This window comes from Rhodococcus sp. USK10, assembly GCF_019378875.1.
Lineage (GTDB): Bacteria > Actinomycetota > Actinomycetes > Mycobacteriales > Mycobacteriaceae > Rhodococcus_F > Rhodococcus_F pseudokoreensis.
On record NZ_CP076048.1, the window covers coordinates 7,450,913 to 7,474,141 of the forward strand.

Sequence of the window (23,229 nt, forward strand, 5' to 3'; positions counted from 1 at the left end):
ATTCACATGCTGACGAAGACCACGCCGGGCGGGGTTCCGCGGGGCAGGCACGGCTGGCAGCGCCGGATCGAGGAACTCGACCCGGTCCTGGACCACCAGGAGATCCATCGCATCACGGCCGGTTACGAGTTTCCGTGGGACTACCAGCGGTCCCTCGAGTTCGCGCTGTTCCGAACGTATTGCGTCCCCACGATTTCAGAACTGCTGCAGCGCACCGGTGAGTTCGAGAAGCGACCGCAGAAGCGGTACGACGACACCGCGTTGCTGATGGCCGAACTCGTCGAGCACGGCTACGACTCCGAACGCGGCATCGAGTCGCTGCGCGTCGTGAACCGCATGCACGGTAAGTACGACATCGACAACGACGACATGCTGTACGTGCTGACCACCTTCATCTATGAGCCGATCGACTGGATGGACCGCTTCGGGTGGCGGCGGCTCACCCCGAACGAGCGTCTTGCGTGCTTCCAGTTCTACCGTCAGGTGGGGGTTCGCATGGGGATCAGGAACATCCCCGAGACCTTCGAGGACTTCTACCGGTTCAAAGCCGAGTACGAGCGGAAGCACTTCCGGTACACCGCCGACAACCATCGGGTCGGCACCTACACGCTGAATCTGTTCTGTTCCTGGTTTCCGGCGCCACTGCGGCCGCTCGTCGCGCAGGGGGTCTACGCCCTCCTCGACCCGATGATGCTGGCGGCGTTCGGGTTTCCCGCAGCGCCGCACTGGTTGCAGGGCGCGTCCCGACGTGCGCTGCGAATCCGGGCTCGGTTCGTGCGGCTCCTGCCGCCACGGCGGGAATCGAAGGCCGCCCGCGATCCGCGCAACCGGACCTACCCCGGATACCCGGTGGGCTACAGCCCGCGCGATCTCGGCGCGGACAACGACACGCTAAAGGGATATCGCCGACGGGCCGCATGAGAACGGTGTCCCTGGGCGATTCGCTCAGGGACACGGGCTCAAGTCACCGCCCGGGCCGGGCTCAATGTCCCAGCAGCACGGCCGTCATCAGGGTGTGGAGACGGGCGCGCGACTCCTCGCGGGTGTCGAAGTGGACCAGTCGGCCGATGTCGAGAACCAGTCCGAGCGCCGCGTGCACCAGGAACCGTGCCTCGGGCGCCGAGAGTTCGGACCGCGCGGCGGTCACCAGGTGGACCCACTCCTCCACGTGCAGGCGCTGCACGTTACGGAGGTTGGCGCGCTCGTTCTTCGGGAGGTTCCCGATCTCCGCGAAGTAGACCGACAGCACTTCCGGGTTCCCGAACGACAGTTCCAGGTACGATTCGGCGAGCTTGCGGAGGGCGTCCTCGGGGTCGGTGGCGGTGGACAGAGCCGCCGACGTGGCCACGGCCAGCCGGTCGGACGCGCGGTAGAACACCGACGCCAGAAGGTCTGCCTTGCTGGGGAAGTGGCGGTACACGCTCGACGCGTTGATGCCGGCGGCGGCGCCGATCTCCTCGATGCTCGAGTCGTGGTAGCCGTGCCGGTCGAAGATCTTGACGGCCTCGTTTATCAGCAATTCGCGCTTGGATGTCACGGCCAGTCCCCGTACCGTGCTGACGGCGGCCTTGCCCGCATTCGGGACGGCGGGCGGGAGTGTCGCGTTCAGGATCGACCCGCACGCCGACTTCAGGAGCGTGTCGAGTCTGCGGGTGGCGAGGGTGGTCCGGTGTGCGCTGATGCTGCCGATCACGCTCAGCGTCGACGCCCCCAGCGTCGTCGCGTCGACGGCCGTGAGTTCGGGGCGGATCTCGCGCAGCGGCGCGGCCACGCACTGCGTGACGTGCACGAAGACGGCACGAATCCGCTTACGGTCCTCGGCCTCGAGGTACCGGCCCTCCCAGCGGTAGAGTCCGGCGATCTTGCGGTTCTCGATGCTGTTGGCGACGAGGGCGGCGATCAGGTGTTCGAGGCGGTCGCCGGGTTCGCGTTCGGCGACGCCGTCGAGTGCGCCGTCCGCGGTGGCCTGGAGCGCGTCGGCCGTCGTCGTCGCGGCGTGGACGAACAGGGCGTACTTGTTGGGATAGTGCCGGTACAGAGCGGGGCCGGAAATGCCGATGGTGGCGGCGATCTCGTCGACACCGACCGCATGGTAGCCGCGCTCGCTGAAGGCTTCGGCTGCGACGTTCGCGATCTGGGCCTTGCGATTCTTGGGGCGGCGGCGGATCGGCCGGTCGGTGGCGGCACCGGCCGCCGTGCTGGTCCGGGCCACGGTCACCTCCAGTAGTGGGCAGTCGTCTGCCAGTTCCTCTGCCGGTCATCTTAACCGAGACTCCCGCACCGATGAGCCTCGGATGGTCCCCGCGCACCGGGGTGTTCGCCCGGCGTCTCGATGAATCACCAGCAAGACAGTGCGGAATGTGTTCCGAGAGGTATTGACACGTACCGAACGACACCAATAAGTTAACAGCAATTCGCGTGCGGCAATGGCTTCTTCCATAGCCCCGCCTTTCCGGCCTCGCAGGTCGATTCCCTCGGAGGTACTGGCTTCATGAGTGCACCACGGCAACTGTCGACCATCCCCGCCGTCGCAGCCGGCGGTCTCCGGGTGGTCGTGGACGGCGGGATCCTCCGGATCACGATCGATCGGCCCGGCCGGATGAATGCGCTCGATCTGGCTCACATGACCGCACTCGGCGACGTGCTCGAAGGCGCGGCGGCGGATCCCGCCGTCCGCGTCGTCGTCCTCTCGGGTGCGGGCGCGGCATTCTGCACCGGCGCGGATCTCGCGGCGGCGGCCACTGCGGGTGGCCGGGCGGCGTCGCCGGAGGTGGTGATGGATTCCGCCAATCGCGTGATCCGCGCGATTGTCGACCTCCCGATCCCGGTGATCGCCCAGGTGGGCGGCGCGGCTGTCGGGGTCGGGGCGTCCATCGCCCTGGCGGCGGACCTGACGTACGCCGCCGAAAGCGCGTACCTGCTCCTCGCGTTCGTCAACGTCGGGCTCATGCCCGACGGCGGATCCAGTGCGTTGATCGCCGCCTCGATCGGCAGGGCCAGGGCCACCCGGATGGCGCTGCTCGGCGAACGGCTGCCCGCCGACCGGGCGGCGGACGAGGGCCTGATCGCCGGTGTGCTCGCGGCGGGCGACCTCGCGGCCCACGTCGACGCAGTCGCGGCGAGGCTGGCACGTGGTCCGAGGCGGGCTGTCGCGCTGACCAAGCAGGCTCTCACCGCGACCACGCTGACGGAACTGGACCGGGCGCTGAGCCGCGAGAAGGCCGGCCAGACCGAATTGCTCCAGTCGCCGGACTTTGCCGAAGGGGTCGCGGCGATGCTCACGAAACGTGCTCCGAACTTTCGAAGCTGATGCGAATTGCGGTTAACAAGACTGTTCCGATCGACGTCGACATCTGTAATACTCGTCACAGCCTCCGTGTGGGGCCCGAGGGGCGAACTCGAGTACAGCGAAGGGACCACCACCACATGTCATCACGTAGCGAGCCGCTCACGCAGCCACTGCAATCCCGCCGCAACCACTGGAACAACTGGGTTGCCACCCACGCGCAGACGAAGCCCGACCATCCCGCGTTCCGCCATCTCGGGCAGGGCACGTCGTGGCGCGAACTGCACGAGCGCTCGCAAGCCCTCGCGGGCGCGCTCTCCCGGCGTGGGGTGAACTTCGGCGACCGCGTCCTGCTGCTCACGCTCAACCGCACCGAATTCTTCGAGGCGGTGCTCGCGATCAACGCGCTCGGCGCGATCGCGGTCCCGGTCAACTTCCGCCTGACACCGCCCGAGGTGGCCTTCATCGCCCGGGACTCGGGTGCCCGAGCCGTCTTCACCGAGCCCGCGCTGGCACCCCTCGTTTCCGCTGTGCGGCAGGATGTTCCCGATCTCGGCCTCGCGATCGTCATGGGCGCGGACACCGAGGGCGACGCTCTCGGTTACGAGGACCTCGTCGCGGAAGGCGGTCCGGCCTTCGCCCCCGTCGACCTGCCGGAGGACACCCCGTCGCTCATCCTCTACACCTCCGGCACCACCGGAACGCCGAAGGGTGCGGTGCTGTCGCACTCGAACATGGTCGGGCAGTCCATCACCTGCATCCGGGCGATGCGCTACGACAGGGGCGACGACGTCGGGTTCCTCGCGTCCCCGGTGTTCCACGTCGCCGCTCTCGGTTCGGTGGCCCCGATGCTGATGCTCGGCGCCACCACCGTGATCCACCCCCTCAAGGCGTTCGACCCCACCGAGATGCTCGACGTGTGGGAGGGCGAGCGCATCACGACGGTGTTCCTCGTTCCGGTGCAGTGGCAGGCCGTGTGCGCCGATCCCACCGCCGCGGGCCGCGACCTCGCCCTCCGCGTCATCAGCTGGGGCGCCGCACCCGCATCGGACACCGTGCTGCGCGCCATGGCGCAGACGTTCCCGAAGGCTCTCGTCGTGGCGGTGTTCGGGCAGACCGAGATGTCCCCGATCACGTGCGTGCTCGACGGCGACGACGCGATCCGCAAGCTGGGCTCGGTGGGCAAGCCTGTCCCGACCATCCAGACGCGGATCGTCGACGACGAGATGAACGACGTCGCCCCCGGCACCGTCGGCGAGATCGTGTACCGCGGCCCGACCATGATGCAGGGTTACTGGCAGAACCCGGCCGCGACGGCGGACGCGTTCGCCGGCGGATGGTTCCACTCGGGCGACCTGGTGCGGCAGGACGAGGAAGGCTTCGTCTACGTGGTGGATCGCAAGAAGGACATGATCATCTCCGGCGGCGAGAACATCTACTGCGCCGAGGTGGAGAACGTCCTGTTCGGGCATCCGAGGATCCGGGAGGCCGCCGTGGTCGGCAGGCCCCACCCCAAATGGACCGAGGTGCCCGTCGCGATCGTGGCGCTCGACGACGACGGAGACGATCTGACGGTCGACGAACTCGCCGCGTGGCTCGAAGGCAAACTGGCCCGGTACAAGCATCCGAAGGACGTCGTCGTCGTCGACGCCCTCCCGCGGAACGCCAGCGGGAAGGTCGTCAAGGGTGAGCTTCGAAAAGCCTACGGCGCGAACGACGTCGCGGTCGTCTGACCCCGATTCCCATACTGCTCGACGCCGGTCACCGATCGCGGGTGACCGGCACCGGGGGAGGACCGCGTGACATTCCAGCTGCCACCCGCAAAAGGGCCCGTCAGCCATTTCGCCAACGAAGTCGGTGCGCTCATCGGGTTCTCGATCGCGACGACGGTGGCCGCCGTACGAGTTCTGGTGCGGCGCAAACTGGCCTGGCGGGAACTGCTGGACCAGGCGTGGCGGATCGCCTCGGTCACGTCGGCGCCGGCCCTGCTGCTGATGATCCCCATCGGAGTCCTCATCGCCGTCACGATCGGCAGCCTCGCCGGTCAGCTCGGCGCCGAGGGGTACACGGGGGCGGTCGTCGGGTTCGTGATCGTCGGGCAGGCGTCCGCGCTGGTCTGTGCGCTGATGCTGGCCGGGGTCGGCGGATCCGCGATCTGCGCGGACCTCGGCTCCCGCACGATCCGCGAAGAGGTCGAGGCCATGGAGGTCCTCGGACTCGATGTGATCGAACGGATCGTGGTTCCGCGGGTGCTCGCGGCGGTGCTCGTCGGCGTCGCACTCTGCGCCATGGTCACCGCCGTCGGAGTATCGGCGTGCTTCCTGTTCCAGGTGGTCGTCCAGAACAGTTCGGCGGGAAGCTTTCTCGCGGCGCTGTCCCAGTACACGCGGCTGTCGGACTTCGTGGTCGCCCTCGTCAAGTCGATGGCGTTCGCGGTGACGTCGGCGCTCGTCGCCAGTTTCAAGGGCCTGCATGCGAAGGGCGGACCCAGCGGTGTCGCCGACGCCGTCAACGAGGCCGTGGTGCTGGCCTTCATCCTCGTGTTCATCGTCAATACCGTGCTCAGTCAGCTCTATTCCGTTCTCGTCGTCCCCGTAGGTGGTTACTGATGGTCGTGAGTACCCGATGGCCCGCAGCGCACTGGGTGCGGGCCAGGGTCCGTCAGCCCCTCGGGCTGATGACGGGACTGGGCCGGGAATTCACGTTCTACGGCAGCGTGATCGCCGCAGTTCCCCTCGCCGTCGTGAAGTACTGGCGGCACATCATGCGGCAGATCGGCGACATCAGTTTCGGCGGTGCGACCCTGCTCGCCGGCGGCGGAGCGATCGGCGTCGTCTTCGCGATGTCCGCGGTCGCGGCGACGCAGGTGGGCATCGAGGGGTTGCGCGGACTGGACCTGCTCGGCATGGGTTCGCTGTCCGGGCTCTTGTCCGCGATCCTCAACACCCGTGAACTCGCGCCCGTGATCGCCAGCATCGCGCTCGCCGCGAAGGTCGGCACGGGGTTCACCGCACAGCTCGGCGCCATGCGCATCTCGGAGGAGATCAGCGCGCTGGACGCGATGGCGATCCCGTCGCTGCCGTTCCTCGCGAGCACCAGGCTGGTCTCGTGCCTGATCTGTGTGGTGCCGCTGTACGTCGTGGGACTGCTGTCGTCCTATCTGGCTTCGCGACTGGTGATCGTCACCTTCAGCGGGCAGTCGGCCGGAACCTACGACTACTACTTCCATCTCATGCTCACCCCCACCGACGTCGCGTACTCGTTCGTGAAGGCGATCGTGTTCGCGACGATCATCGCGCTCGTGCACTGCTCGTACGGGTACCACGCGTACGGCGGGCCCGAGGGCGTCGGCCGGGCGGCCGGGCGTGCGTTGCGCACCAGCATCCTCGCCATCGGCATCGTCGATCTGCTGCTGACCCTCACGCTGTGGGGCCTCGTCCCGTCCGCCCCCGCCCTGGGGCTGCCGTGATGCGCGGTCGCCCGGGAGGTCCGGGCAACGGCGCCCTCGCGGTGCGGGGCGTGATCGGAGTGGCGGTCCTGGCGCTCGGATCGGCGCTGCTGGTCAATTTCGGCACCGGCGCGATCGTCACCGACCCCGTGGTGACGGCGACGCTTCCGGCGGACGCCGGCGCGGTGAAGGCGCACACCACCGTGTCGTACAAGGGCGCGACGGTCGGCACCGTGTCGAGCGTCGACCCCGGACAGGACGAGACGGGCATGGACATCAGTCTCCGCCCCGAACAGATGCAGCACATCCCGGCGTCCGTCCAGGTGCGGGTGGTGCCCCGCACGTTGTTCGGCGACCAGACCGTCGAGCTGGTGTCCACCGCGGGAACCGGCGGAGCGCGGCTCGAGGCCGGTGCCCGGCTGCAACCCGACACGTCGGCCGAGACCGTCCAGATGTACGACCTGTATTCGAAGGTCTACGACCTGGTGTCCCGGGTGAAGCCCGAGCAGATGCAGGCCGCGCTGAGCGCGGTCGCCGACGCGTTGCGCGGGCGCGGTGAACAATTGGGGCAGACCATCGACAGCCTCCACACGGTGGCGCAGTCGACCGCGCCTCTCGTCGACTCCGTCGCGGAGCGCGCGCCGCAGATCGCCCGGATCAGCGAACAGCTGGCGACGGCCGCACCCGACGTCCTCGCGACCATGAACGCGGCGGTGTCGCTGTCCAACACTCTCGTCGAGAACACCGACAGCTTCACCGGTTTCCTCGCCGCCTCCCTCGTCGTGTCGAGGAATACCGGCGACGTCCTGGAGCAGAACGCGGACAACATGATCGCGGTGGCACTGAACGTCTCACCGACCCTGGGCACCATGGCCGGCAAGTCCGACCTGCTGCGGGCGACCATGGACGAGGCGGGTCCGTTCGGTGAGGCCGGCGCCGCGGTCTTTTCCACCGGCAAGTTCGCGGTGCGGGTCGCCGCCGACCTGTCCAACCCACGGCCCTACACCTCGTCCGACTGCCCGCGGTACCCCGGCCTGAACGGACCGAACTGCGGGGGCGGTGGCGGAGGATGAGCGTCCGGAACTCGGCAATCAAACTGGCGGTCTTTGCCGTCTTCGGAATTCTCTCCGCGGTCCTCGTAATGAACACACTGCGGGTGCCGGTGGAGGGACCGACCGTCGCCTACAAGGCGTTGTTCACCGACGCCCAGGGGGTGACTCCCGGCAGCGACGTCACCATCGCCGGTGTGCGGGTGGGACGGGTGGCTTCGGTCGACATCGTCGACGGTGATGCCGGAAGCGCAACCGCCCTGGTGAATTTCGAGGTACAGCGCGATCAGACTCTTCCCGCCGACACGACCGTCGCGATCCGGTACGGCGACCTGCTCGGGATCCGGTATCTCGATCTCGCGGCCGGGTCGCCGGGCGACGAGGGCACCCTCGCGGAGGGCGACACGATTCCGCTCGACCGGACGTCGCCCGCACTCGATCTCACCAGTCTCTTCAACGGATTCAAGCCACTGTTCGACGCGATCGACCCGAAGCAGGTCAACGAACTCGCCACCGAGGTCGTCGCCGTGTTCGACGGCCGGAAGACGAGCATGGAAACGCTGCTGCGCAGGGTCGCGGACGTCACCGGCAACCTCGCGAATCACGATCAGCTGATCGGGGATCTCATCGCGAACCTCGAGGTGGTGGTGGGAACGGCGGCGGCCCGCGGTCCGGAACTGTCGCACCTCGTCGACAGCCTCACCCAGTTCACGGGGATGCTCGCCGAGAAGAACGAGGTTCTCATGGACACTCTCGATCAGAGTGCGGCGGTGAGCCGCTCGGCGCTGCAGATCGTGGACGGGCGGGTTCCGGAACTCGGACGCACGGTGAACCGACTCGAATCTCTGACGGGGGCGATGGTCGGTGCCGACCCGGAATTCGATCACCTGATGGTGGCCATGCCGCAGTTCTTCTCGTCCGTCGACCGCTCGGGCTCCTACGGTTCCTGGCTCAACATCTACCTGTGCACCTTCATCGTCAACGTCGACGGTCGCGAAGGCGCCCTCGGTCCCGACCTGCATTCGAGGTACTGCCAATGAGTGTCACCGCGAAGGCGCGCGACGTCTGGGACGCGCTGGCCGGAAACCAGCGGGTGCGGCCCGTCGACCCGTTGATCGTCGGAATCGTGGGAATCCTCGCCGCGACGCTGGCGCTGGCCCTGGTTCTCGTGATCCCGCGGGTGAGCTTCAGTGTGCGAACCGACGGCTACACCGCCGAACTCGCGAACGCCGCGGGCCTGACCGATTCCGACTACGTGTACGTCGCCGGGGTGCCCGCCGGCCGGGTGACCGCGGTGGACCTGGCAGGCGATCACGTGGTCGTGCATTTCCGGCTCGACGGCGCGCGTCACCTCGGGTCGACGACGTCCGCAGGCGTCAAGCTGTCGACCATCCTCGGCAAGCGGTACCTGGACGTGTCACCGTCGGGGCCCGGCGACCTGGGCGACGACGGGGTGATTCCCCTGAGCCGCACCAGCGTTCCGTACTCGCTCGACGACATCGGCTCGTCCGCGATCGAGGCGGCGGACGACCTCGACCTCGGCGGACTGCAGAAGATGCTCACCGTGGTGACGGACACGATGCCACAGGACGCGACACTCAACCGGGAGGCGCTGTCGGGGGTGAGTGCGGCGTCCGCGATCCTGGCGAAGAACGCGGATCAGGTCACGCAACTGCTCGACAGCTCACGAACCCTCACCGACGTGCTGGTCGGTCAGCAGGATCAGCTCACCACCCTGCTCGGCAACGCCGACGTCGTGATGACCACACTCGCCACCCGGCGCGAAGCCATCCACCGGATGGTCGACGACCTCCGGGCTCTCATCGCGCAGGCGTCCCAGTTCCTGGGGGAGAACACCGCCGAACTCGACGCACTGCTCGCGAACGCGCGGCAGGTGACGGAACGACTCGACGCGAACCTCACCAACCTCGACGCACTGCTCACCACGGGCGCACCGGCCGCGAGGGCGCTCGTCAACGCGACCGGCAACGGAGACTGGGCCGACGTGTCGGCGCCGTCGGCCGTGATCGCCGACAACCTGCTCTGCGTCGTCGGACTGATCACGGGGTGCTCGTGAACGCGGGCACCGCACGCCGGATCGCCGGGATCGGCGGCGCACTCGCCCTCGTGACGGCGATCGTCGTGGCCGGGTGGCTGCTCATCTTCCGCACCTCTTCCACCGTGGTCCATTCCGAGTTCGCCTACGTCAACGGCGTGTTCCCCGGCACCGAGGTGACCGTGCTCGGCGTGCCCGTCGGCACCGTCGAGTCCGTCGAACCGCGAGGTGCGACGGTGATGGTCACGATGTCGATCGCGTCCGACGTCGTGGTGCCCGCCGACGCGAACGCGTACGTGCTGGTGTCCTCCGCGATCGGGGAGCGCTTCGTCGAACTGGGTCCCGCGTACACCGGCGGTCCGGTGCTGGAGAGCGGGCAGACCATTCCTCCCGAACGCAGTCATTCGCCCATCACCTGGGACCAGCTGATGGACAGCGTCGACACCGTGGTCAAGACACTCGGCCCCGACGGCGGCGACGCCGGCGCCGCGATCTCGGCAGCCGCGGCGTCCACGGACGGGCTCGGTCCCGCGATGAACGACGCCATCCGCACACTGTCGCAGGCGAGTTCGGTGATCGCGGGTAACAGCGCGGACGTCGGAGCGCTCGTCGACAACCTCGAGATTCTCGTCAACGCGATCTCGGCACGTCAGGCGCAGGTCGACTCCCTCGCCGGTTCGCTCACCGCCATCGGCGACGAATTCGCCGGGCAGCAGTTCGCGATCGGCGACACGGTGAATCAGCTGTCCGCCTTGCTGAATCAGATCGACCAACTCGTGTCCGCCCGGGGCGGCGACATCGCCGCCGGCATCGACGATCTGGCGGGGGTGAGCGAAGTGCTGCAGAAACACGACACCGACCTCGCCGAGATCATGGACCTGGTGCCGTTGCTGATCGACAACATCCAGCGCGCGGTCACTCCCGACCAGCGTGCCCGCATCCGGTTGAACATCTCCACCAACCTGGCGCAGGCCGAGCCGACGTCCCCGCTCTGCGCGGTGGTGGATCCGATCCTCTGCCGTGGAGCGGGAATCACCAACCCGATTCAGTTTCCGCCCAGCATGTCCGACCCGTTCGGGCTGCGCGAACTCATGGTCGGAGGACGATGACGATCCGCACGAGAACGACGTCGCTGACGGCGGCGCTGATCATCGGCGCGACGCTGCCGGCCGCCGGGTGTTCGCTGAGCCTGCAGGAACTGTCGGTGGGCCGCTCACCGGACGGTCGGTCCTACGAGATCACCGCGCAGTTCGACGGCGTCGACCGTGTCGTGCCCGGCGTCGAGGTCCGGGTGGGACAGGATGTGGTGGGCCGTGTCTCGGACGTGTCGACCCGGGATTTCACCGCAGAGGTCGAGATGCGGATCCGTGACGACGTCCCGATTCCGCGGGACGCGACGGCACGCATCGAATTGCCCACGGCCCTCGGCAATCCCTTCATCCGACTCGACGTCGCCGACGCGGCGGGCGGACCGATGAGCGAGGGCGACGTGCTCCCGCTGTCGCAGACGTCGCGCGGCCCCGACATCGAGAGCGGACTGGCTGCGCTGGCCACGGTGCTCAACGGCAGCGGCATCGATCAGATACACGCCATCATGAACGAATTGACCGTCGCCTTCACCGGACGCTCCGACAAGATCCGGGAACTGGTGGACATGCTGAACGACACGCTGGGCGTCGTCGACGACCACCGGGACGAACTCGACCGGGCGATGGTGGCGTCCAACGCGTTCGCGGCGGAACTCGCCGCCGGCCAACCGGTCCTCGACCGGGCGATGACCGACCTGGCGCCGGTGGTGGATCTCCTGGTGTCGCAACGAGATCAGATCACCGCACTGATGGGGGAGGCGTCCCGGCTCAGCCGCGAGGCGGAACGCCTCCTCGGCAGTGCCGGACCCGCACTGTCGACCGAGATCGGCGACGCCGGGACCGTGCTCGCCGCTCTCGACGGCTTCGAGTCGGAACTCGCCCCCACCCTGAACTCGGTGGCGACGTTCCTCGGCGGATTCGCCGCGGCCACACCCGGTGACTACACGACCTTCGACGGCACGTTCGACGTCACCGCCGTCATCGCGAAACTGCTCACCGGCTCGGCCCCGCTCTCGGTGCCCGAAGCCCGCACGCTGCCCGAGGTACTCGGCGGAGGCGTCCGATGATGACACGCCACGTCGTGGCGCAGCTGGTGCTGTTCCTCGTCATCTCGGTCGCCGCGATCCTGTTCGGGCTGCGGTACGTCACCGGCCCGGACACGTTCGGAGACCCCATTCATCTGACCGCCCGCCTCGACCACGCCGCCGGTCTCGCGCAGGGCGCATCCGTCAACTACCGGGGAGTCGGGGTGGGAAAGATCAGCTCCGTCGACGTGAACGAGGAGGGGACCGGCATCGTCCTCGGCATCGAACTGCATCCCGGCACACAGGTGTCCGCCGGGTCGACCGCGAAGATCACCACCGAGAACGCGATCGGAATCCAGGCGCTCGACATCATGCCCGACAGCGCGGACCCGCCGTACCTCGCCGACGGGGACCTCATCGACGTCCCGCAGGAGGGGATTCCGCGATCGCTCGACGCGACGCTCGTACAGACCACGGACCTCGTGAACTCGATGGACGTCACCGCCCTGTCCTCGCTCGCGGACACGTTCGGCACCGCCTTCGGAGGCACGAGACCCGACCTGCAGAACATGCTCGACGGTTCCGCCGAGATCGCCCGGACCCTCGAAACCCGCACCGACGCACTGTCGGCCATCGTGAACAAGGGTATGCCGCTCCTGGACACGGTGGACGGCCTCACCGCCGCCCTGCCGGAATCGGCGAGCACCGCGCGCAGCGTGCTCGAACAGTTACGCGCCGACGACTCCGCGCTCGTAGACCTGCTCGGACGGTCGCCGCAGACGATGGCGAGCCTCGACGCACTGCTGTCGGGTAACCGCGACTCCCTGGGCGCCCTGATGGCGAATCTGGTTCTCCCCACCGAGATCCTCGGCGACCGGACCCCCTCCCTCGAGTACGGCCTGACCATCATGCCCGGCGCGCTACCGAAGATCGCGTCGATCGAGAAGGGTGGGCTCGCCGACCTGCTCCTCGTCGGAACGCAGGGGCCGATGTGCGTGTACGACGCCCCCCGCCGTCTGGTGACCGACGCGGAACCGAGCACGCCGGCCCTGGACTGGACCTGCCAGTCGCAGCAGTACCTCGAGCAGCGCGGCGCCGTGAACGTCCCACGGCCCGACGACCTCGGACAGGAGAACGCGACCAGGAACGGCGGTGTCTACGGACCACCCGCAGCGGACGATCCGCTGGTCATCGAACCCCCGCTGACGGGGCACACCCCACGCTAGGTCCGTGCACGAGCCGAGGAGAGTCTTCTGAACCCGCACGATGCGAGTGCGGGTGCTACGCCGGGGTGCCCGCGGCCCGGCGATAGCCGCGCACTGCGGGGTAGGTGAATATCAGCAACCCGGCGACCGACCACGCGATCGTCTTCAACAGAGGTTCCGCGACGGGACCGCCCATCGACAGTCCCTTCATCGCGTCGATCGCGCAGGACATCGGCTGGTTCTCCACGAACGGCTGGAGCCATGTGGGGTAGGCGCCGGTGGGCACGAATCCGGAGTTGAAGAACAGCAGCAGAGTGCACAGCAGCGACAGGATTTCGACGAGCGGCGCCTTCGCCGCGTTGACGGCAAGGGCCGTCACCATCGTCGCGAAACTCACGCCGAACAGCAGCGGGAGCAGCATCAGCGCGATGCCGGCGAGAATGCCCTGGTTGAAACGGAATCCGATGGCGAAACCGACCGCGATGATCAGCACGGTGGTGAGCACGATCCGCACGGATTCGGCCATGAGACGGCTGAGCAGGCCCGACGCGCGGTGCACGGGCAGCACCCAGAACCGGCTCAGGAGCCCGTCCGCCCATTCCTTCTTCAACGACAGGCCGCCCGCGATGGAACCGAACATCGCGCCGACGAGCGTGATCATCGGAACGGTCCCGAAAACGCTGTTGACGCCGGTGGCCTTGGTGATCGAGATCCCGAGCACCGCCCAGAACATCAGCAACATCAGCGACGGGTACACGATCGCCTGCAGCATCGTGTACGGGTCCCGGGCCCAGCGAAGCAGAAGGCGCTTGGTCTGCAGCAGGCTGTGCGAGAACAGCGCGGCGAGGGAGTTCTCCGCGTGGGGTTCGATCACCTCGGGAAACGTCACCGTCGCCGGCGTGTCGGATCGGTACTCGGTGGTCATCCGCGCCTCACATTCGACCAGATCGACAACGGAATGAAGACCAGCGCCAGCCCGCCGCACCACAGCAGAGTGGGTGTCAGTTGGTGGAACGTGATCGTGCCGTCCGTCATGGCACGCATGGACGTGGAGAACTGCGAGATGGGCTGATTGCGCACGAAGCCCTGCGCCCACTCGGGGAACTGTGTCACCGGAACGAAACCGGAGGAGAACATGCCGAGAATCAGCTGGGGGAGCGTCAGCGCCTGACTGGTGACCTCGGGGCTGCGGGTGAGAGTGCCGAGGGCGTCGGCGCCCGTCGTGAGCGTGAACCCGATCAGCATCGCCAGCCCGCAGAACGCCGCGGTCAGCCCGAGTCCGCCGGAGAACCGGAAGCCGATCGCGTATCCGTAGCCGATCGCGGCGACGAGTGAGATCGTCGAGTGCACGAGGCACGCGGTCATGCGCGCCGTCAGCGGGACCGCCGCCTTGACCGGCATCGTCTGGAACCGGGAATTCATGCCGTTCGACGCCTCGGTGGCCGCGCGGTGTGCCGCCGAGATCGCGGTGAACGCCATGGCCTGCAGGACGATGATCGGCATGACGAACTGCGCGTAATCGATGCCCTGGAACTTCATCACCAGACGCAGCGGCAGATAGAACCCGATGGTGAAGATCAACGGCGCCAGCACTGCGATGAAGAACTGACCGAACACCCACATCGTGTGCAGATTCCGCTGGGACAGCGCAATCCACTGCTGGACGCTCGACGGATGCGGCCGCCGGTGCTTGCCTTCGAGGGTGCGCTCGAATCCGAGCTGGGCGGGCGCCGTCACGACGGCAGGCTCTCGTCGACGCGGACGTGGCCGGTGAGTGAGAGGAACACGTCGTCGAGGGACGGGCGCCGAAGGGCGATGTCGGCGAGCGTGACGCCGGCGAGGTCGAGTCGGCGCAGAACCTCGGCGAGGGTCTGGGCGCCGTGCTCGGCGGGAATCGACAACCGGTCGGTGCCTTCCTCGATGACCCGGCCGGGTGGGCACAGGCTCGTGAGGATCTCCCGGACGCGTGGCAGGTCGTCGAGGCTGACCGGGACGACCTCGCAGTAGCTTCCGCCGGTCCGGGCCTTCAACTCGTCTGCCGTGCCCTCGGCGATCACCGTGCCCTTGTCGATCACGACGATGTTGTCGCTGAGGAGGTCGGCCTCCTCGAGGTACTGCGTCGTCAGCAGGATCGTGATGCCCTGCTCCTTGAGCGCGGACACGAGAGACCACACGCCCTGGCGGCTGCGGGGGTCGAGGCCGGTCGTCGGCTCGTCGAGGAACACGACCTCGGGACGGATCACGAGGCCACAGGCGATGTCGACGCGCCGGCGCATACCGCCCGAATACCCGGACACCTTCCGGTCACCCGCGTCGAGCAGATCGAACTGCGTCAGCAGATCCTCGGCGCGCGATTTCGCGGACGCCTTGGGCAGGCCCATGAGCCGACCGAACAGCACGAGATTCTCGCGCCCGGTCAGCGACTCGTCCAGCGCGGCGTACTGACCCGTCATCATGATGCTGCGACGAACGTCGGCAGCCTCCTCGACCACGTCGTGTCCGGCGACGAATGCGCGGCCCGCATCGGGGCGCAGCAGGGTCGACAGCACGTTGACGGTGGTGGTCTTCCCCGCGCCGTTGGGGCCCAGGATGCCGAGCACTGTGCCGCGGGGCACCTCGAAGCTGACACCCCGCAACGCTGCTACGTCACCGAAGGATTTCTCGATTCCCTCGACAAGAACGGCGGTGTCAGGTGCTGGCATGTCCTCGAGTATGTCACGCGAAGAGGGCGATCAGAGCAGACCGGCGAAGACCTCCCCGCCCTCGGAACACGGACGGAAATCTTGTGTAACGGGTGGAGACACGTCCGCGATAAATGCCGGACGTCTGTACCACTTCGACCCCGGCGACCACGGTGCAACCGATCCCGCCCCGCCCGAAGCTCCAACTGCGCCGCGACGTTCCGGCTCCGGGGAAGTGCCACAGGGCAATTCGAGTCGACGCCGCGGCCGCCGGACCGAATGTGAGCTTCGACATGCGCCTTTCGCGCTCTACCGCGGCGTGACCCACGTCGTGATGTCGGCGTGGACCACCTCGGCCCCACGGCGGTCGAAGATGCGCACCGGCACGACCACGTCGGTGCCCGCGGTCATCGCGCCGAAGTCCGGCAGTTCCGTCAGTTCCGCGACTGCCCGCAGCGGACCGTTCGCCTTGGCGAGGTAGTCGACGGTCATCGACTTCGGGATCCACCGGTGGGTCGACGGCACGGTCGCCTCGGACAGCATGCCCATGGCCGCCTCGGCGAGGTTGCACGCAGCGATCGCATGGAACGTGCCCAGATGGTTGCGGACGCCCCACCACTTCGGCGCCCGCACCTCGCAGCGGCCCGGCCGCATCTCGACGACGCGGGGAAGCACCGATCCGAAGTAGGGGACGCGGATGCACATGCCGACGGAGAACAACGCGTGTCCGAGCGCGTTGTCGGGGAGCTTCTGCCAGGCGGCGTAAGTGGGGCTCGAGGGTGTCATGCCCCGATATTACTTGAAAGTAAGTTCGGGGACCGGCGAGAGTGATCGAGCCCGGTTTGATCTCTCCTGCCCGGTACGGCATACTGGTCGGGTTGCCTTGTCTGGGACGCGATCGTTTGCGGCCCGAAACAGGTGGGGTGAAACGTCGCGGTGTAGATCAAATGACCTGCTCGCGGCCACATGCAAGACGGAAGCAGTACCTACTGGCACTCGAAACGAGTGCATCCGGTACGCGTTCCCGGCCCGAAGAGCTGAAAAGTTGCGGGTCGGAGAATGAGTGGGAGGGCGACACGCCCGACCGCGTGTACCGGAGAACCATGACAGATGAACAGCGGCAGCGGATCGGGTGTGTCCCGGTCGCCTAGCGTTCGGACAGTTGCGGCCCAGGTAAGGGACTGTGCAGACGAGGTAGTTCGGCCCGACTCGGGTGGGACTACGAAACGCGGCAAGAAAAGGACACTAAGCGTGGCGGGACAGAAGATCCGCATCAGGCTCAAGGCCTACGACCATGAGGCGATCGACGCGTCAGCGCGCAAGATCGTCGAGACGGTGACCCGTACCGGGGCCCGCGTCGTTGGACCCGTGCCGTTGCCGACCGAAAAGAACGTGTACTGCGTCATCCGCTCGCCGCACAAGTACAAGGACTCGCGCGAGCACTTCGAGATGCGTACTCACAAGCGGCTTATCGACATCCTCGACCCGACGCCCAAGACGGTTGACGCGCTCATGCGCATCGACCTTCCGGCCAGCGTCGACGTCAACATTCAGTGAGCGCGGCGGAGACAAAAACAATGACTGATACCAAGATCAAGGGAATCCTGGGCACCAAGCTCGGCATGACCCAGGTCTTCGACGAGAACAACCGGGTCGTTCCGGTCACCGTCGTGAAGGCCGGACCGAACGTCGTGACCCAGATTCGTACCGAAGAGCGTGACGGCTACAGCGCCGTGCAGCTCGCGTTCGGCGCCATCGACCCGCGCAAGGTGAACAAGCCGACTTCCGGCCAGTTCGCCAAGGCCGGCGTCACCCCGCGCCGCCACGTTGTGGAGCTCCGCGTTGCCGACACCTCGGAGTACGAGGTCGGCCAGGAACTTACCGCCGAGGTCTTCGAGGACGGCGCTTACGTCGACGTCACCGGAACCAGTAAGGGTAAGGGCTTCGCCGGAACCATGAAGCGCCACGGCTTCTCCGGTCAGGGCGCATCGCACGGTGCGCAGGCCGTTCACCGTCGCCCCGGTTCCATCGGTGGTTGCGCCACTCCGGGCCGCGTGTTCAAGGGCATGCGCATGTCCGGCCGCATGGGTAGCGACCGCATCACGACGCAGAACCTCTCCGTTCACAAGGTGGACGCCGAGAACGGCCTGCTGCTGATCAAGGGTGCGATCCCCGGCCGCAAGGGTGGCCTCGTGATCGTCAAGAGTGCAGTGAAGGGTGGTGCACGAGCATGACCAGCACCGAGACATCGACGACCAAGCTGACGCTGGACGTCAAGGTCGCCGGCGGCAAGACCAACGGCACCGTCGATCTCCCCGCGGAGATCTTCGACGCGCCTGCCAACATCGCGCTTCTCCACCAGGTTGTCGTCGCGCAGCTCGCCGCTGCACGTCAGGGCACCCACTCCACCAAGACCCGCGGCGAGGTTCGCGGCGGTGGCAAGAAGCCGTACCGCCAGAAGGGCACCGGCCGCGCCCGTCAGGGCTCGACCCGTGCACCGCAGTTCGCCGGTGGTGGCACCGTCCACGGCCCGCAGCCGCGCGACTACAGCCAGCGGACCCCCAAGAAGATGAAGGCCGCCGCACTGCGCGGAGCCCTCTCCGACCGGGCCCGCAACGAGCGCATCCACGTGATCACCGAACTGGTCGCCGGTCAGACTCCGTCCACGAAGTCCGCCCGCACCTTCCTCGGCGAGATCTCGGATCGCAAGAAGGTCCTGCTCGTCGTCGGGCGCGCGGACATCGCGGCCTGGAAGAGCGTGCAGAACCTGGACGGCGTGCACCCCATTGCACCCGACCAGCTCAACACCTACGACGTGCTCAACAGCGATGACGTCGTGTTCAGCGTCGAGGCGCTCAACGCGTTCATCCACGGGCCCGCCGAGACCGCCCAGGAAGAGAACAAGGAGGAGGGCAAGTGAGCACCATCGCCGATCCCCGCGACATCCTGCTCGCCCCGGTCATCTCCGAGAAGTCCTACGGACTGATCGAGGAAGGCACCTACACCTTCCTGGTGCACCCGGACTCGAACAAGACGCAGATCAAGATTGCCGTCGAGAAGATCTTCGGCGTCACCGTGACCAGCGTCAACACCGCCAACCGTCAGGGCAAGCGCAAGCGGACCCGGTTCGGTTACGGCAAGCGTAAGGACACCAAGCGCGCGCTCGTGACCCTCTCGGCCGACAGCAAGCCCATCGAGATCTTCGGAGGACCGGTCGCGTAAGCGCCGGGACTTGACGAGACATAGAGGACGAGAAGACTCATGGCAATCCGTAAGTACAAGCCGACTACCCCGGGCCGTCGTGGCTCGAGCGTCTCGGACTTCGCCGAGATCACTCGGTCGACCCCCGAGAAGTCGCTGGTTCGCCCGCTCCACGGACGCGGTGGACGTAACGCACACGGTCGTATCACCACCCGTCACAAGGGTGGCGGACACAAGCGCGCCTACCGGCTGATCGATTTCCGTCGCAACGACAAGGACGGCGTGCCGGCCAAGGTCGCTCACATCGAGTACGACCCCAACCGCACCGCGCGTATCGCCCTGCTGCACTACGCGGACGGCGAGAAGCGCTACATCATCGCCCCCAAGGGCCTGTTCCAGGGTGCACCGGTCGAGTCCGGTGCAGGCGCCGACATCAAGCCCGGCAACAACCTGCCCCTGCGCAACATCCCGACGGGTACGACCATCCACGCGGTGGAACTCCGCCCGGGTGGCGGCGCGAAGATGGCCCGCTCGGCCGGATCCAGCATCCAGTTGCTCGGTAAGGAAGGCACCTACGCCACGCTGCGTATGCCGTCCGGCGAAATCCGTCGCGTCGACGTTCGCTGCCGCGCCTCGATCGGTGAGGTCGGCAACGCCGAACAGTCGAACATCAACTGGGGCAAGGCCGGCCGTATGCGCTGGAAGGGCAAGCGCCCGACCGTCCGTGGTGTCGTGATGAACCCGGTCGACCACCCGCACGGTGGTGGTGAGGGTAAGACCTCCGGTGGTCGCCACCCGGTCAGCCCGTGGGGCAAGCCCGAGGGCCGCACCCGCAAGAACAAGGCGAGCGACAAGCTCATTGTCCGTCGTCGCCGTACCGGCAAGAACAAGCGCTAGGAGGGAGTGAAGGATGCCACGCAGCCTCAAGAAGGGCCCGTTCGTCGATGACCACCTCCTCGCGAAGGTGGACGTGCAGAACGAAAAGGGAACCAAGCAGGTCATCAAGACCTGGTCCCGTCGTTCCACGATCATCCCGGACTTCATCGGCCACACGTTTGCGGTTCACGACGGCCGCAAGCACGTCCCCGTGTTCGTTTCCGACTCGATGGTCGGACACAAGCTCGGAGAGTTTGCACCGACCCGCACGTTCAAGGGTCACATCAAGGATGATCGGAAGGCGAAGAGGCGATGAGCAACACCGAAACCGCCAACCCGACCGCCAAGGCAGTAGCGCGCCACGTGCGCGTCACGCCGATGAAGGCGCGTCGCGTTGTGGACCTGGTCCGCGGGCGTTCGGTTGAAGACGCCCTGAACATCCTGAAGTTCGCGCCGCAGGCAGCGAGCGAGCCGGTCGCCAAGGTGATCGCCTCCGCAGCAGCCAACGCCGAGAACAACCTCGACCTCGACCCGAGCACGCTTGTCGTCGCCACGGCGTTCGTGGACGAGGGCGCGACCCTCAAGCGGTTCCAGCCGCGTGCACAGGGACGTGCGTTCCGTATCCGCAAGCGCACCAGTCACATCACCGTGATCGTGGAGAGCCTGCCGAAGACCGGAACATCGACCCGTAATCGCCGGAAGGGAAGTGCTCAGTAGTGGGCCAGAAAATCAACCCGCACGGCTTCCGCCTCGGCATCACCACCGACTGGAAGTCTCGCTGGTACGCAGACAAGCAGTACGCGGAGTACGTCAAGGAAGACGTCGCCATCCGTAAGCTCCTCGCCACCGGCATGGAGCGCGCGGGCATCGCGAAGGTCGAGATCGAGCGCACGCGTGACCGTGTTCGTGTCGACATCCACACCGCCCGCCCGGGCATCGTCATCGGCCGCCGCGGCGCCGAAGCCGATCGCATCCGTTCCGAGCTCGAGAAGCTGACCGGCAAGCAGGTCCAGCTGAACATCCTCGAGGTCAAGAACGCCGAGGCCGAGGCTCAGCTCGTCGCACAGGGTGTGGCCGAGCAGCTCTCGAACCGTGTCGCCTTCCGTCGCGCCATGCGCAAGGCCATCCAGTCGGCCATGCGTCAGCCCAACGTCAAGGGAATCCGCGTTCAGTGCTCCGGTCGTCTCGGCGGCGCCGAGATGTCCCGGTCGGAGTTCTACCGCGAAGGCCGTGTGCCGCTGCACACGCTTCGCGCGGACATCGACTACGGCCTCTACGAGGCCAAGACCACCTTCGGCCGCATCGGCGTGAAGGTCTGGATCTACAAGGGCGACATCGTCGGTGGCAAGCGTGAGCTCGCCGCCAACGTGGCTGCTCCCGCAGGCGACCGCCCGCGGCGTGAGCGTCCGAGCCGTCCCCGTCGCTCCGGCGCCACCGGCACCACCGCGACCAGCACCGAGGCCGGCCGCGCAGCGACCGCCACCGCCGATGCACCCGCTACGACTGAACAGAAGGAGGGCTGACGCATGTTGATCCCACGGCGGGTCAAGCACCGCAAGCAGCACCATCCGAGCCGTTCGGGTGCCGCCAAGGGTGGAACCCAGGTGACCTTCGGTGACTACGGCATCCAGGCTCTCGAGCCCGCCTACATCACCAACCGGCAGATCGAGTCCGCTCGTATCGCCATGACCCGGCACATCAAGCGTGGCGGCAAGATCTGGATCAACATCTTCCCGGATCGCCCCCTCACCAAGAAGCCGGCCGAAACCCGCATGGGTTCCGGTAAGGGTTCGCCCGAGTGGTGGATCGCGAACGTCAAGCCCGGTCGCGTGATGTTCGAAATGAGCTACCCCAATGAGGAGATCGCTCGTGAGGCCCTGCGTCGCGCGATGCACAAGCTCCCGTGCAAGTGCCGGATCGTGACAAGGGAGGAGCAGTTCTGATGGCTACTGGAACCCCAGCCGCAGAGCTCCGCGAGCTCACCGAAGAAGAGCTGGTCACCCGGCTTCGTGAGTCGAAGGAAGAGCTGTTCAACCTTCGTTTCCAGATGGCCACGGGTCAGATGGACAACAACCGTCGACTGCGTACCGTCCGTCACGAGATCGCGCGCATCTACACCGTTCTGCGTGAGCGTGAGCTCGGGCTGGCCGTCGGTCCGGACGCAGGTGACGCGGCATGAGTGAGGAAAAAGCAGTGAGCACTGAAGAGCGCGGCAGCCGTAAGGTCCGCACCGGATACGTCGTCTCCGACAAGATGGAGAAGACGATCGTGGTCGAGCTCGAGGACCGGGTCAAGCACCCGCTCTACGGCAAGATCATCCGGCGCACCAGCAAGGTGAAGGCGCACGACGAGAACGGCGTCGCAGGCATCGGTGACCGCGTGCAGCTGATGGAGACCCGTCCGCTGTCCGCGACCAAGCACTGGCGTCTCGTCGAGGTCCTCGAGAAGGCCAAGTAAGAAACCGAATAATGCATCCAGTACGATGGTGGGGTTGCCTTGCGGCAGACGCACGGCAACCCCACCGTTGTGCCGCCCACCCGGGCGGCCCCTCTCGCAGGGCACGGGTGCAGACCGCGCACGTCGGGTCGGAAATCTGCCGTGCAACAGTCCAGGTCAAGGAGAAGTAAGTGATTCAGCAGGAGTCGCGGCTGCGCGTCGCCGACAACACGGGTGCCAAGGAGATTCTCTGCATCCGCGTTCTCGGTGGTTCGTCTCGCCGCTACGCCGGGATCGGTGACATCATCGTCGCCACCGTCAAGGACGCCATCCCGGGTGGAAACATCAAGAAGGGCGAGGTCGTCAAGGCCGTCATCGTCCGCACCACCAAGGAACGCCGCCGTCCGGACGGGTCGTACATCAAGTTCGACGAGAACGCCGCCGTCCTCATCAAGCCGGACAACGATCCCCGTGGCACCCGCATCTTCGGCCCCGTCGGCCGCGAGCTGCGTGAGAAGAAGTTCATGAAGATCGTCTCGCTCGCCCCGGAGGTGCTGTGATGAAGGTGCACAAGGGTGACACCGTGCTGGTCATCGCCGGCAAGGACAAGGGCGCGAAGGGCAAGGTCATCCAGGCCTACCCCGCGACCAACAAGGTCCTCGTCGAAGGCGTGAACCGCATCAAGAAGCACACCGCGGTTTCCGCGAACGAGCGCGGAGCTTCCTCCGGCGGCATCGTCACGCAGGAAGCCCCGATCCACGTTTCCAACGTCGCGGTCGTCGACTCGGACGGCAACCCCACTCGCGTGGGCTACCGGACCGACGAAGAGTCCGGCAAGCGCGTTCGGATTTCCCGGAAGAACGGGAAGGACATCTGAC

General features: G+C 66.9%; 29 protein-coding genes. 24 read left to right on the plus strand and 5 right to left on the minus strand.

Annotated elements, in window-relative coordinates; genetic code table 11:
- The first annotated feature begins 6 nt into the window (after positions 1-6).
- On the plus strand, positions 7-921 hold the full coding sequence (locus tag I1A62_RS40870) for an oxygenase MpaB family protein (protein ID WP_219457904.1): 915 nt from the start codon (positions 7-9) through the stop codon (positions 919-921).
- A 61-nt stretch (positions 922-982) separates the two neighbouring features.
- Here the strand turns inward: I1A62_RS40870 and I1A62_RS40875 are convergent, their stop codons facing one another.
- Positions 983-2,218, minus strand: coding sequence for a TetR/AcrR family transcriptional regulator (locus I1A62_RS40875; protein ID WP_219457906.1), 1,236 nt, complete (start codon positions 2,216-2,218; stop codon positions 983-985).
- A 273-nt stretch (positions 2,219-2,491) separates the two neighbouring features.
- On the opposite strand from I1A62_RS40875, the gene I1A62_RS40880 reads away from it, so the two are divergent.
- The 10 genes from I1A62_RS40880 (at position 2,492) to I1A62_RS40925 (ending at position 13,178) form a co-directional block, all read left to right on the plus strand.
- Positions 2,492-3,310, plus strand: a complete 819-nt coding sequence (locus tag I1A62_RS40880) for an enoyl-CoA hydratase (RefSeq protein ID WP_219457907.1) — start codon at positions 2,492-2,494, stop codon at positions 3,308-3,310.
- A 116-nt stretch (positions 3,311-3,426) separates the two neighbouring features.
- Positions 3,427-5,019, plus strand: coding sequence for a fatty-acid--CoA ligase FadD5 (gene fadD5, locus I1A62_RS40885; protein ID WP_219457908.1), 1,593 nt, complete (start codon positions 3,427-3,429; stop codon positions 5,017-5,019).
- Between the two features lie 66 nt (positions 5,020-5,085).
- Positions 5,086-5,895, plus strand: coding sequence for an ABC transporter permease (locus tag I1A62_RS40890; protein ID WP_219457909.1), 810 nt, complete (start codon positions 5,086-5,088; stop codon positions 5,893-5,895).
- A complete protein-coding gene (locus I1A62_RS40895; protein WP_219457911.1) occupies positions 5,895-6,755 on the plus strand; it encodes an ABC transporter permease in 861 nt (286 codons plus the stop codon). The genes I1A62_RS40890 and I1A62_RS40895 overlap by 1 nt, the downstream gene beginning before the upstream one ends.
- Positions 6,755-7,807 (plus strand): MCE family protein, encoded by a 1,053-nt coding sequence (locus tag I1A62_RS40900; RefSeq protein WP_219457913.1) that lies wholly within the window; start codon positions 6,755-6,757, stop codon positions 7,805-7,807. Before I1A62_RS40895 ends, I1A62_RS40900 begins: the two co-directional genes overlap by 1 nt.
- Complete coding sequence (locus I1A62_RS40905; protein WP_219457915.1) at positions 7,804-8,823, plus strand: MCE family protein; 1,020 nt, start codon at positions 7,804-7,806, stop codon at positions 8,821-8,823. The genes I1A62_RS40900 and I1A62_RS40905 overlap by 4 nt, the downstream gene beginning before the upstream one ends.
- Entirely contained in the window at positions 8,820-9,860 is a 1,041-nt protein-coding gene (locus tag I1A62_RS40910) for an MCE family protein (RefSeq protein ID WP_219457917.1), read from the plus strand. Before I1A62_RS40905 ends, I1A62_RS40910 begins: the two co-directional genes overlap by 4 nt.
- Complete coding sequence (locus I1A62_RS40915; RefSeq protein ID WP_225858361.1) at positions 9,857-10,948, plus strand: MCE family protein; 1,092 nt, start codon at positions 9,857-9,859, stop codon at positions 10,946-10,948. The genes I1A62_RS40910 and I1A62_RS40915 overlap by 4 nt, the downstream gene beginning before the upstream one ends.
- On the plus strand, positions 10,945-11,994 hold the full coding sequence (locus I1A62_RS40920; protein WP_219457919.1) for an MCE family protein: 1,050 nt from the start codon (positions 10,945-10,947) through the stop codon (positions 11,992-11,994). The genes I1A62_RS40915 and I1A62_RS40920 overlap by 4 nt, the downstream gene beginning before the upstream one ends.
- Positions 11,991-13,178 (plus strand): MlaD family protein, encoded by a 1,188-nt coding sequence (locus I1A62_RS40925; protein WP_219457920.1) that lies wholly within the window; start codon positions 11,991-11,993, stop codon positions 13,176-13,178. The genes I1A62_RS40920 and I1A62_RS40925 overlap by 4 nt, the downstream gene beginning before the upstream one ends.
- Positions 13,179-13,233: 55 nt before the next feature.
- On the opposite strand, the gene I1A62_RS40930 is transcribed toward I1A62_RS40925, so the two are convergent.
- The 4 genes from I1A62_RS40930 to I1A62_RS40945 all read right to left on the minus strand — a co-directional run bounded on the left by I1A62_RS40930 (position 13,234) and on the right by I1A62_RS40945 (position 16,624).
- Complete coding sequence (locus I1A62_RS40930; RefSeq protein ID WP_206005510.1) at positions 13,234-14,082, minus strand: ABC transporter permease; 849 nt, start codon at positions 14,080-14,082, stop codon at positions 13,234-13,236.
- On the minus strand, positions 14,079-14,894 hold the full coding sequence (locus I1A62_RS40935) for an ABC transporter permease (protein ID WP_087558466.1): 816 nt from the start codon (positions 14,892-14,894) through the stop codon (positions 14,079-14,081). Before I1A62_RS40935 ends, I1A62_RS40930 begins: the two co-directional genes overlap by 4 nt.
- On the minus strand, positions 14,891-15,859 hold the full coding sequence (locus tag I1A62_RS40940; protein WP_087558465.1) for an ATP-binding cassette domain-containing protein: 969 nt from the start codon (positions 15,857-15,859) through the stop codon (positions 14,891-14,893). The genes I1A62_RS40935 and I1A62_RS40940 overlap by 4 nt, the downstream gene beginning before the upstream one ends.
- A gap of 288 nt (positions 15,860-16,147) precedes the next feature.
- The gene (locus I1A62_RS40945; protein ID WP_219457922.1) at positions 16,148-16,624 is read right to left on the minus strand and encodes a hotdog fold domain-containing protein; all 477 of its coding nucleotides are present in this window, start codon (positions 16,622-16,624) and stop codon (positions 16,148-16,150) included.
- Between the two features lie 465 nt (positions 16,625-17,089).
- On the opposite strand from I1A62_RS40945, the gene rpsJ reads away from it, so the two are divergent.
- The 13 genes from rpsJ to rplX all read left to right on the plus strand — a co-directional run bounded on the left by rpsJ (position 17,090) and on the right by rplX (position 23,228).
- Positions 17,090-17,395 carry a 30S ribosomal protein S10 gene (gene rpsJ, locus I1A62_RS40950; RefSeq protein WP_003938093.1) on the plus strand — a complete coding sequence of 102 codons (306 nt, stop codon included), beginning with the start codon at positions 17,090-17,092 and terminating at the stop codon, positions 17,393-17,395.
- Positions 17,396-17,415: 20 nt separating this feature from the next.
- The gene (gene rplC, locus I1A62_RS40955) at positions 17,416-18,072 is read left to right on the plus strand and encodes a 50S ribosomal protein L3 (protein ID WP_087558463.1); all 657 of its coding nucleotides are present in this window, start codon (positions 17,416-17,418) and stop codon (positions 18,070-18,072) included.
- Positions 18,069-18,758, plus strand: coding sequence for a 50S ribosomal protein L4 (gene rplD / locus I1A62_RS40960; RefSeq protein WP_072945699.1), 690 nt, complete (start codon positions 18,069-18,071; stop codon positions 18,756-18,758). The genes rplC and rplD overlap by 4 nt, the downstream gene beginning before the upstream one ends.
- Complete coding sequence (gene rplW, locus I1A62_RS40965) at positions 18,755-19,060, plus strand: 50S ribosomal protein L23 (protein WP_005239632.1); 306 nt, start codon at positions 18,755-18,757, stop codon at positions 19,058-19,060. Before rplD ends, rplW begins: the two co-directional genes overlap by 4 nt.
- A 39-nt stretch (positions 19,061-19,099) precedes the next feature.
- Positions 19,100-19,936, plus strand: coding sequence for a 50S ribosomal protein L2 (gene rplB / locus I1A62_RS40970; RefSeq protein ID WP_015889918.1), 837 nt, complete (start codon positions 19,100-19,102; stop codon positions 19,934-19,936).
- Positions 19,937-19,949: 13 nt separating this feature from the next.
- The gene (gene rpsS, locus I1A62_RS40975; RefSeq protein ID WP_003940820.1) at positions 19,950-20,231 is read left to right on the plus strand and encodes a 30S ribosomal protein S19; all 282 of its coding nucleotides are present in this window, start codon (positions 19,950-19,952) and stop codon (positions 20,229-20,231) included.
- Positions 20,228-20,632 (plus strand): 50S ribosomal protein L22, encoded by a 405-nt coding sequence (gene rplV, locus I1A62_RS40980; protein WP_005239634.1) that lies wholly within the window; start codon positions 20,228-20,230, stop codon positions 20,630-20,632. The genes rpsS and rplV overlap by 4 nt, the downstream gene beginning before the upstream one ends.
- Complete coding sequence (gene rpsC, locus I1A62_RS40985) at positions 20,632-21,438, plus strand: 30S ribosomal protein S3 (protein ID WP_005239635.1); 807 nt, start codon at positions 20,632-20,634, stop codon at positions 21,436-21,438. Before rplV ends, rpsC begins: the two co-directional genes overlap by 1 nt.
- Before the next feature lie 3 nt (positions 21,439-21,441).
- Positions 21,442-21,858, plus strand: a complete 417-nt coding sequence (gene rplP, locus I1A62_RS40990; protein WP_005239636.1) for a 50S ribosomal protein L16 — start codon at positions 21,442-21,444, stop codon at positions 21,856-21,858.
- Positions 21,858-22,094 carry a 50S ribosomal protein L29 gene (rpmC, locus tag I1A62_RS40995; RefSeq protein WP_005239637.1) on the plus strand — a complete coding sequence of 79 codons (237 nt, stop codon included), beginning with the start codon at positions 21,858-21,860 and terminating at the stop codon, positions 22,092-22,094. The genes rplP and rpmC overlap by 1 nt, the downstream gene beginning before the upstream one ends.
- A complete protein-coding gene (rpsQ, locus tag I1A62_RS41000; protein ID WP_005239638.1) occupies positions 22,091-22,372 on the plus strand; it encodes a 30S ribosomal protein S17 in 282 nt (93 codons plus the stop codon). The genes rpmC and rpsQ overlap by 4 nt, the downstream gene beginning before the upstream one ends.
- Positions 22,373-22,542: 170 nt before the next feature.
- Positions 22,543-22,911 carry a 50S ribosomal protein L14 gene (gene rplN / locus I1A62_RS41005; protein ID WP_005239639.1) on the plus strand — a complete coding sequence of 123 codons (369 nt, stop codon included), beginning with the start codon at positions 22,543-22,545 and terminating at the stop codon, positions 22,909-22,911.
- Complete coding sequence (rplX, locus tag I1A62_RS41010; RefSeq protein ID WP_005239640.1) at positions 22,911-23,228, plus strand: 50S ribosomal protein L24; 318 nt, start codon at positions 22,911-22,913, stop codon at positions 23,226-23,228. The genes rplN and rplX overlap by 1 nt, the downstream gene beginning before the upstream one ends.
- Position 23,229 lies beyond the last annotated feature (1 nt).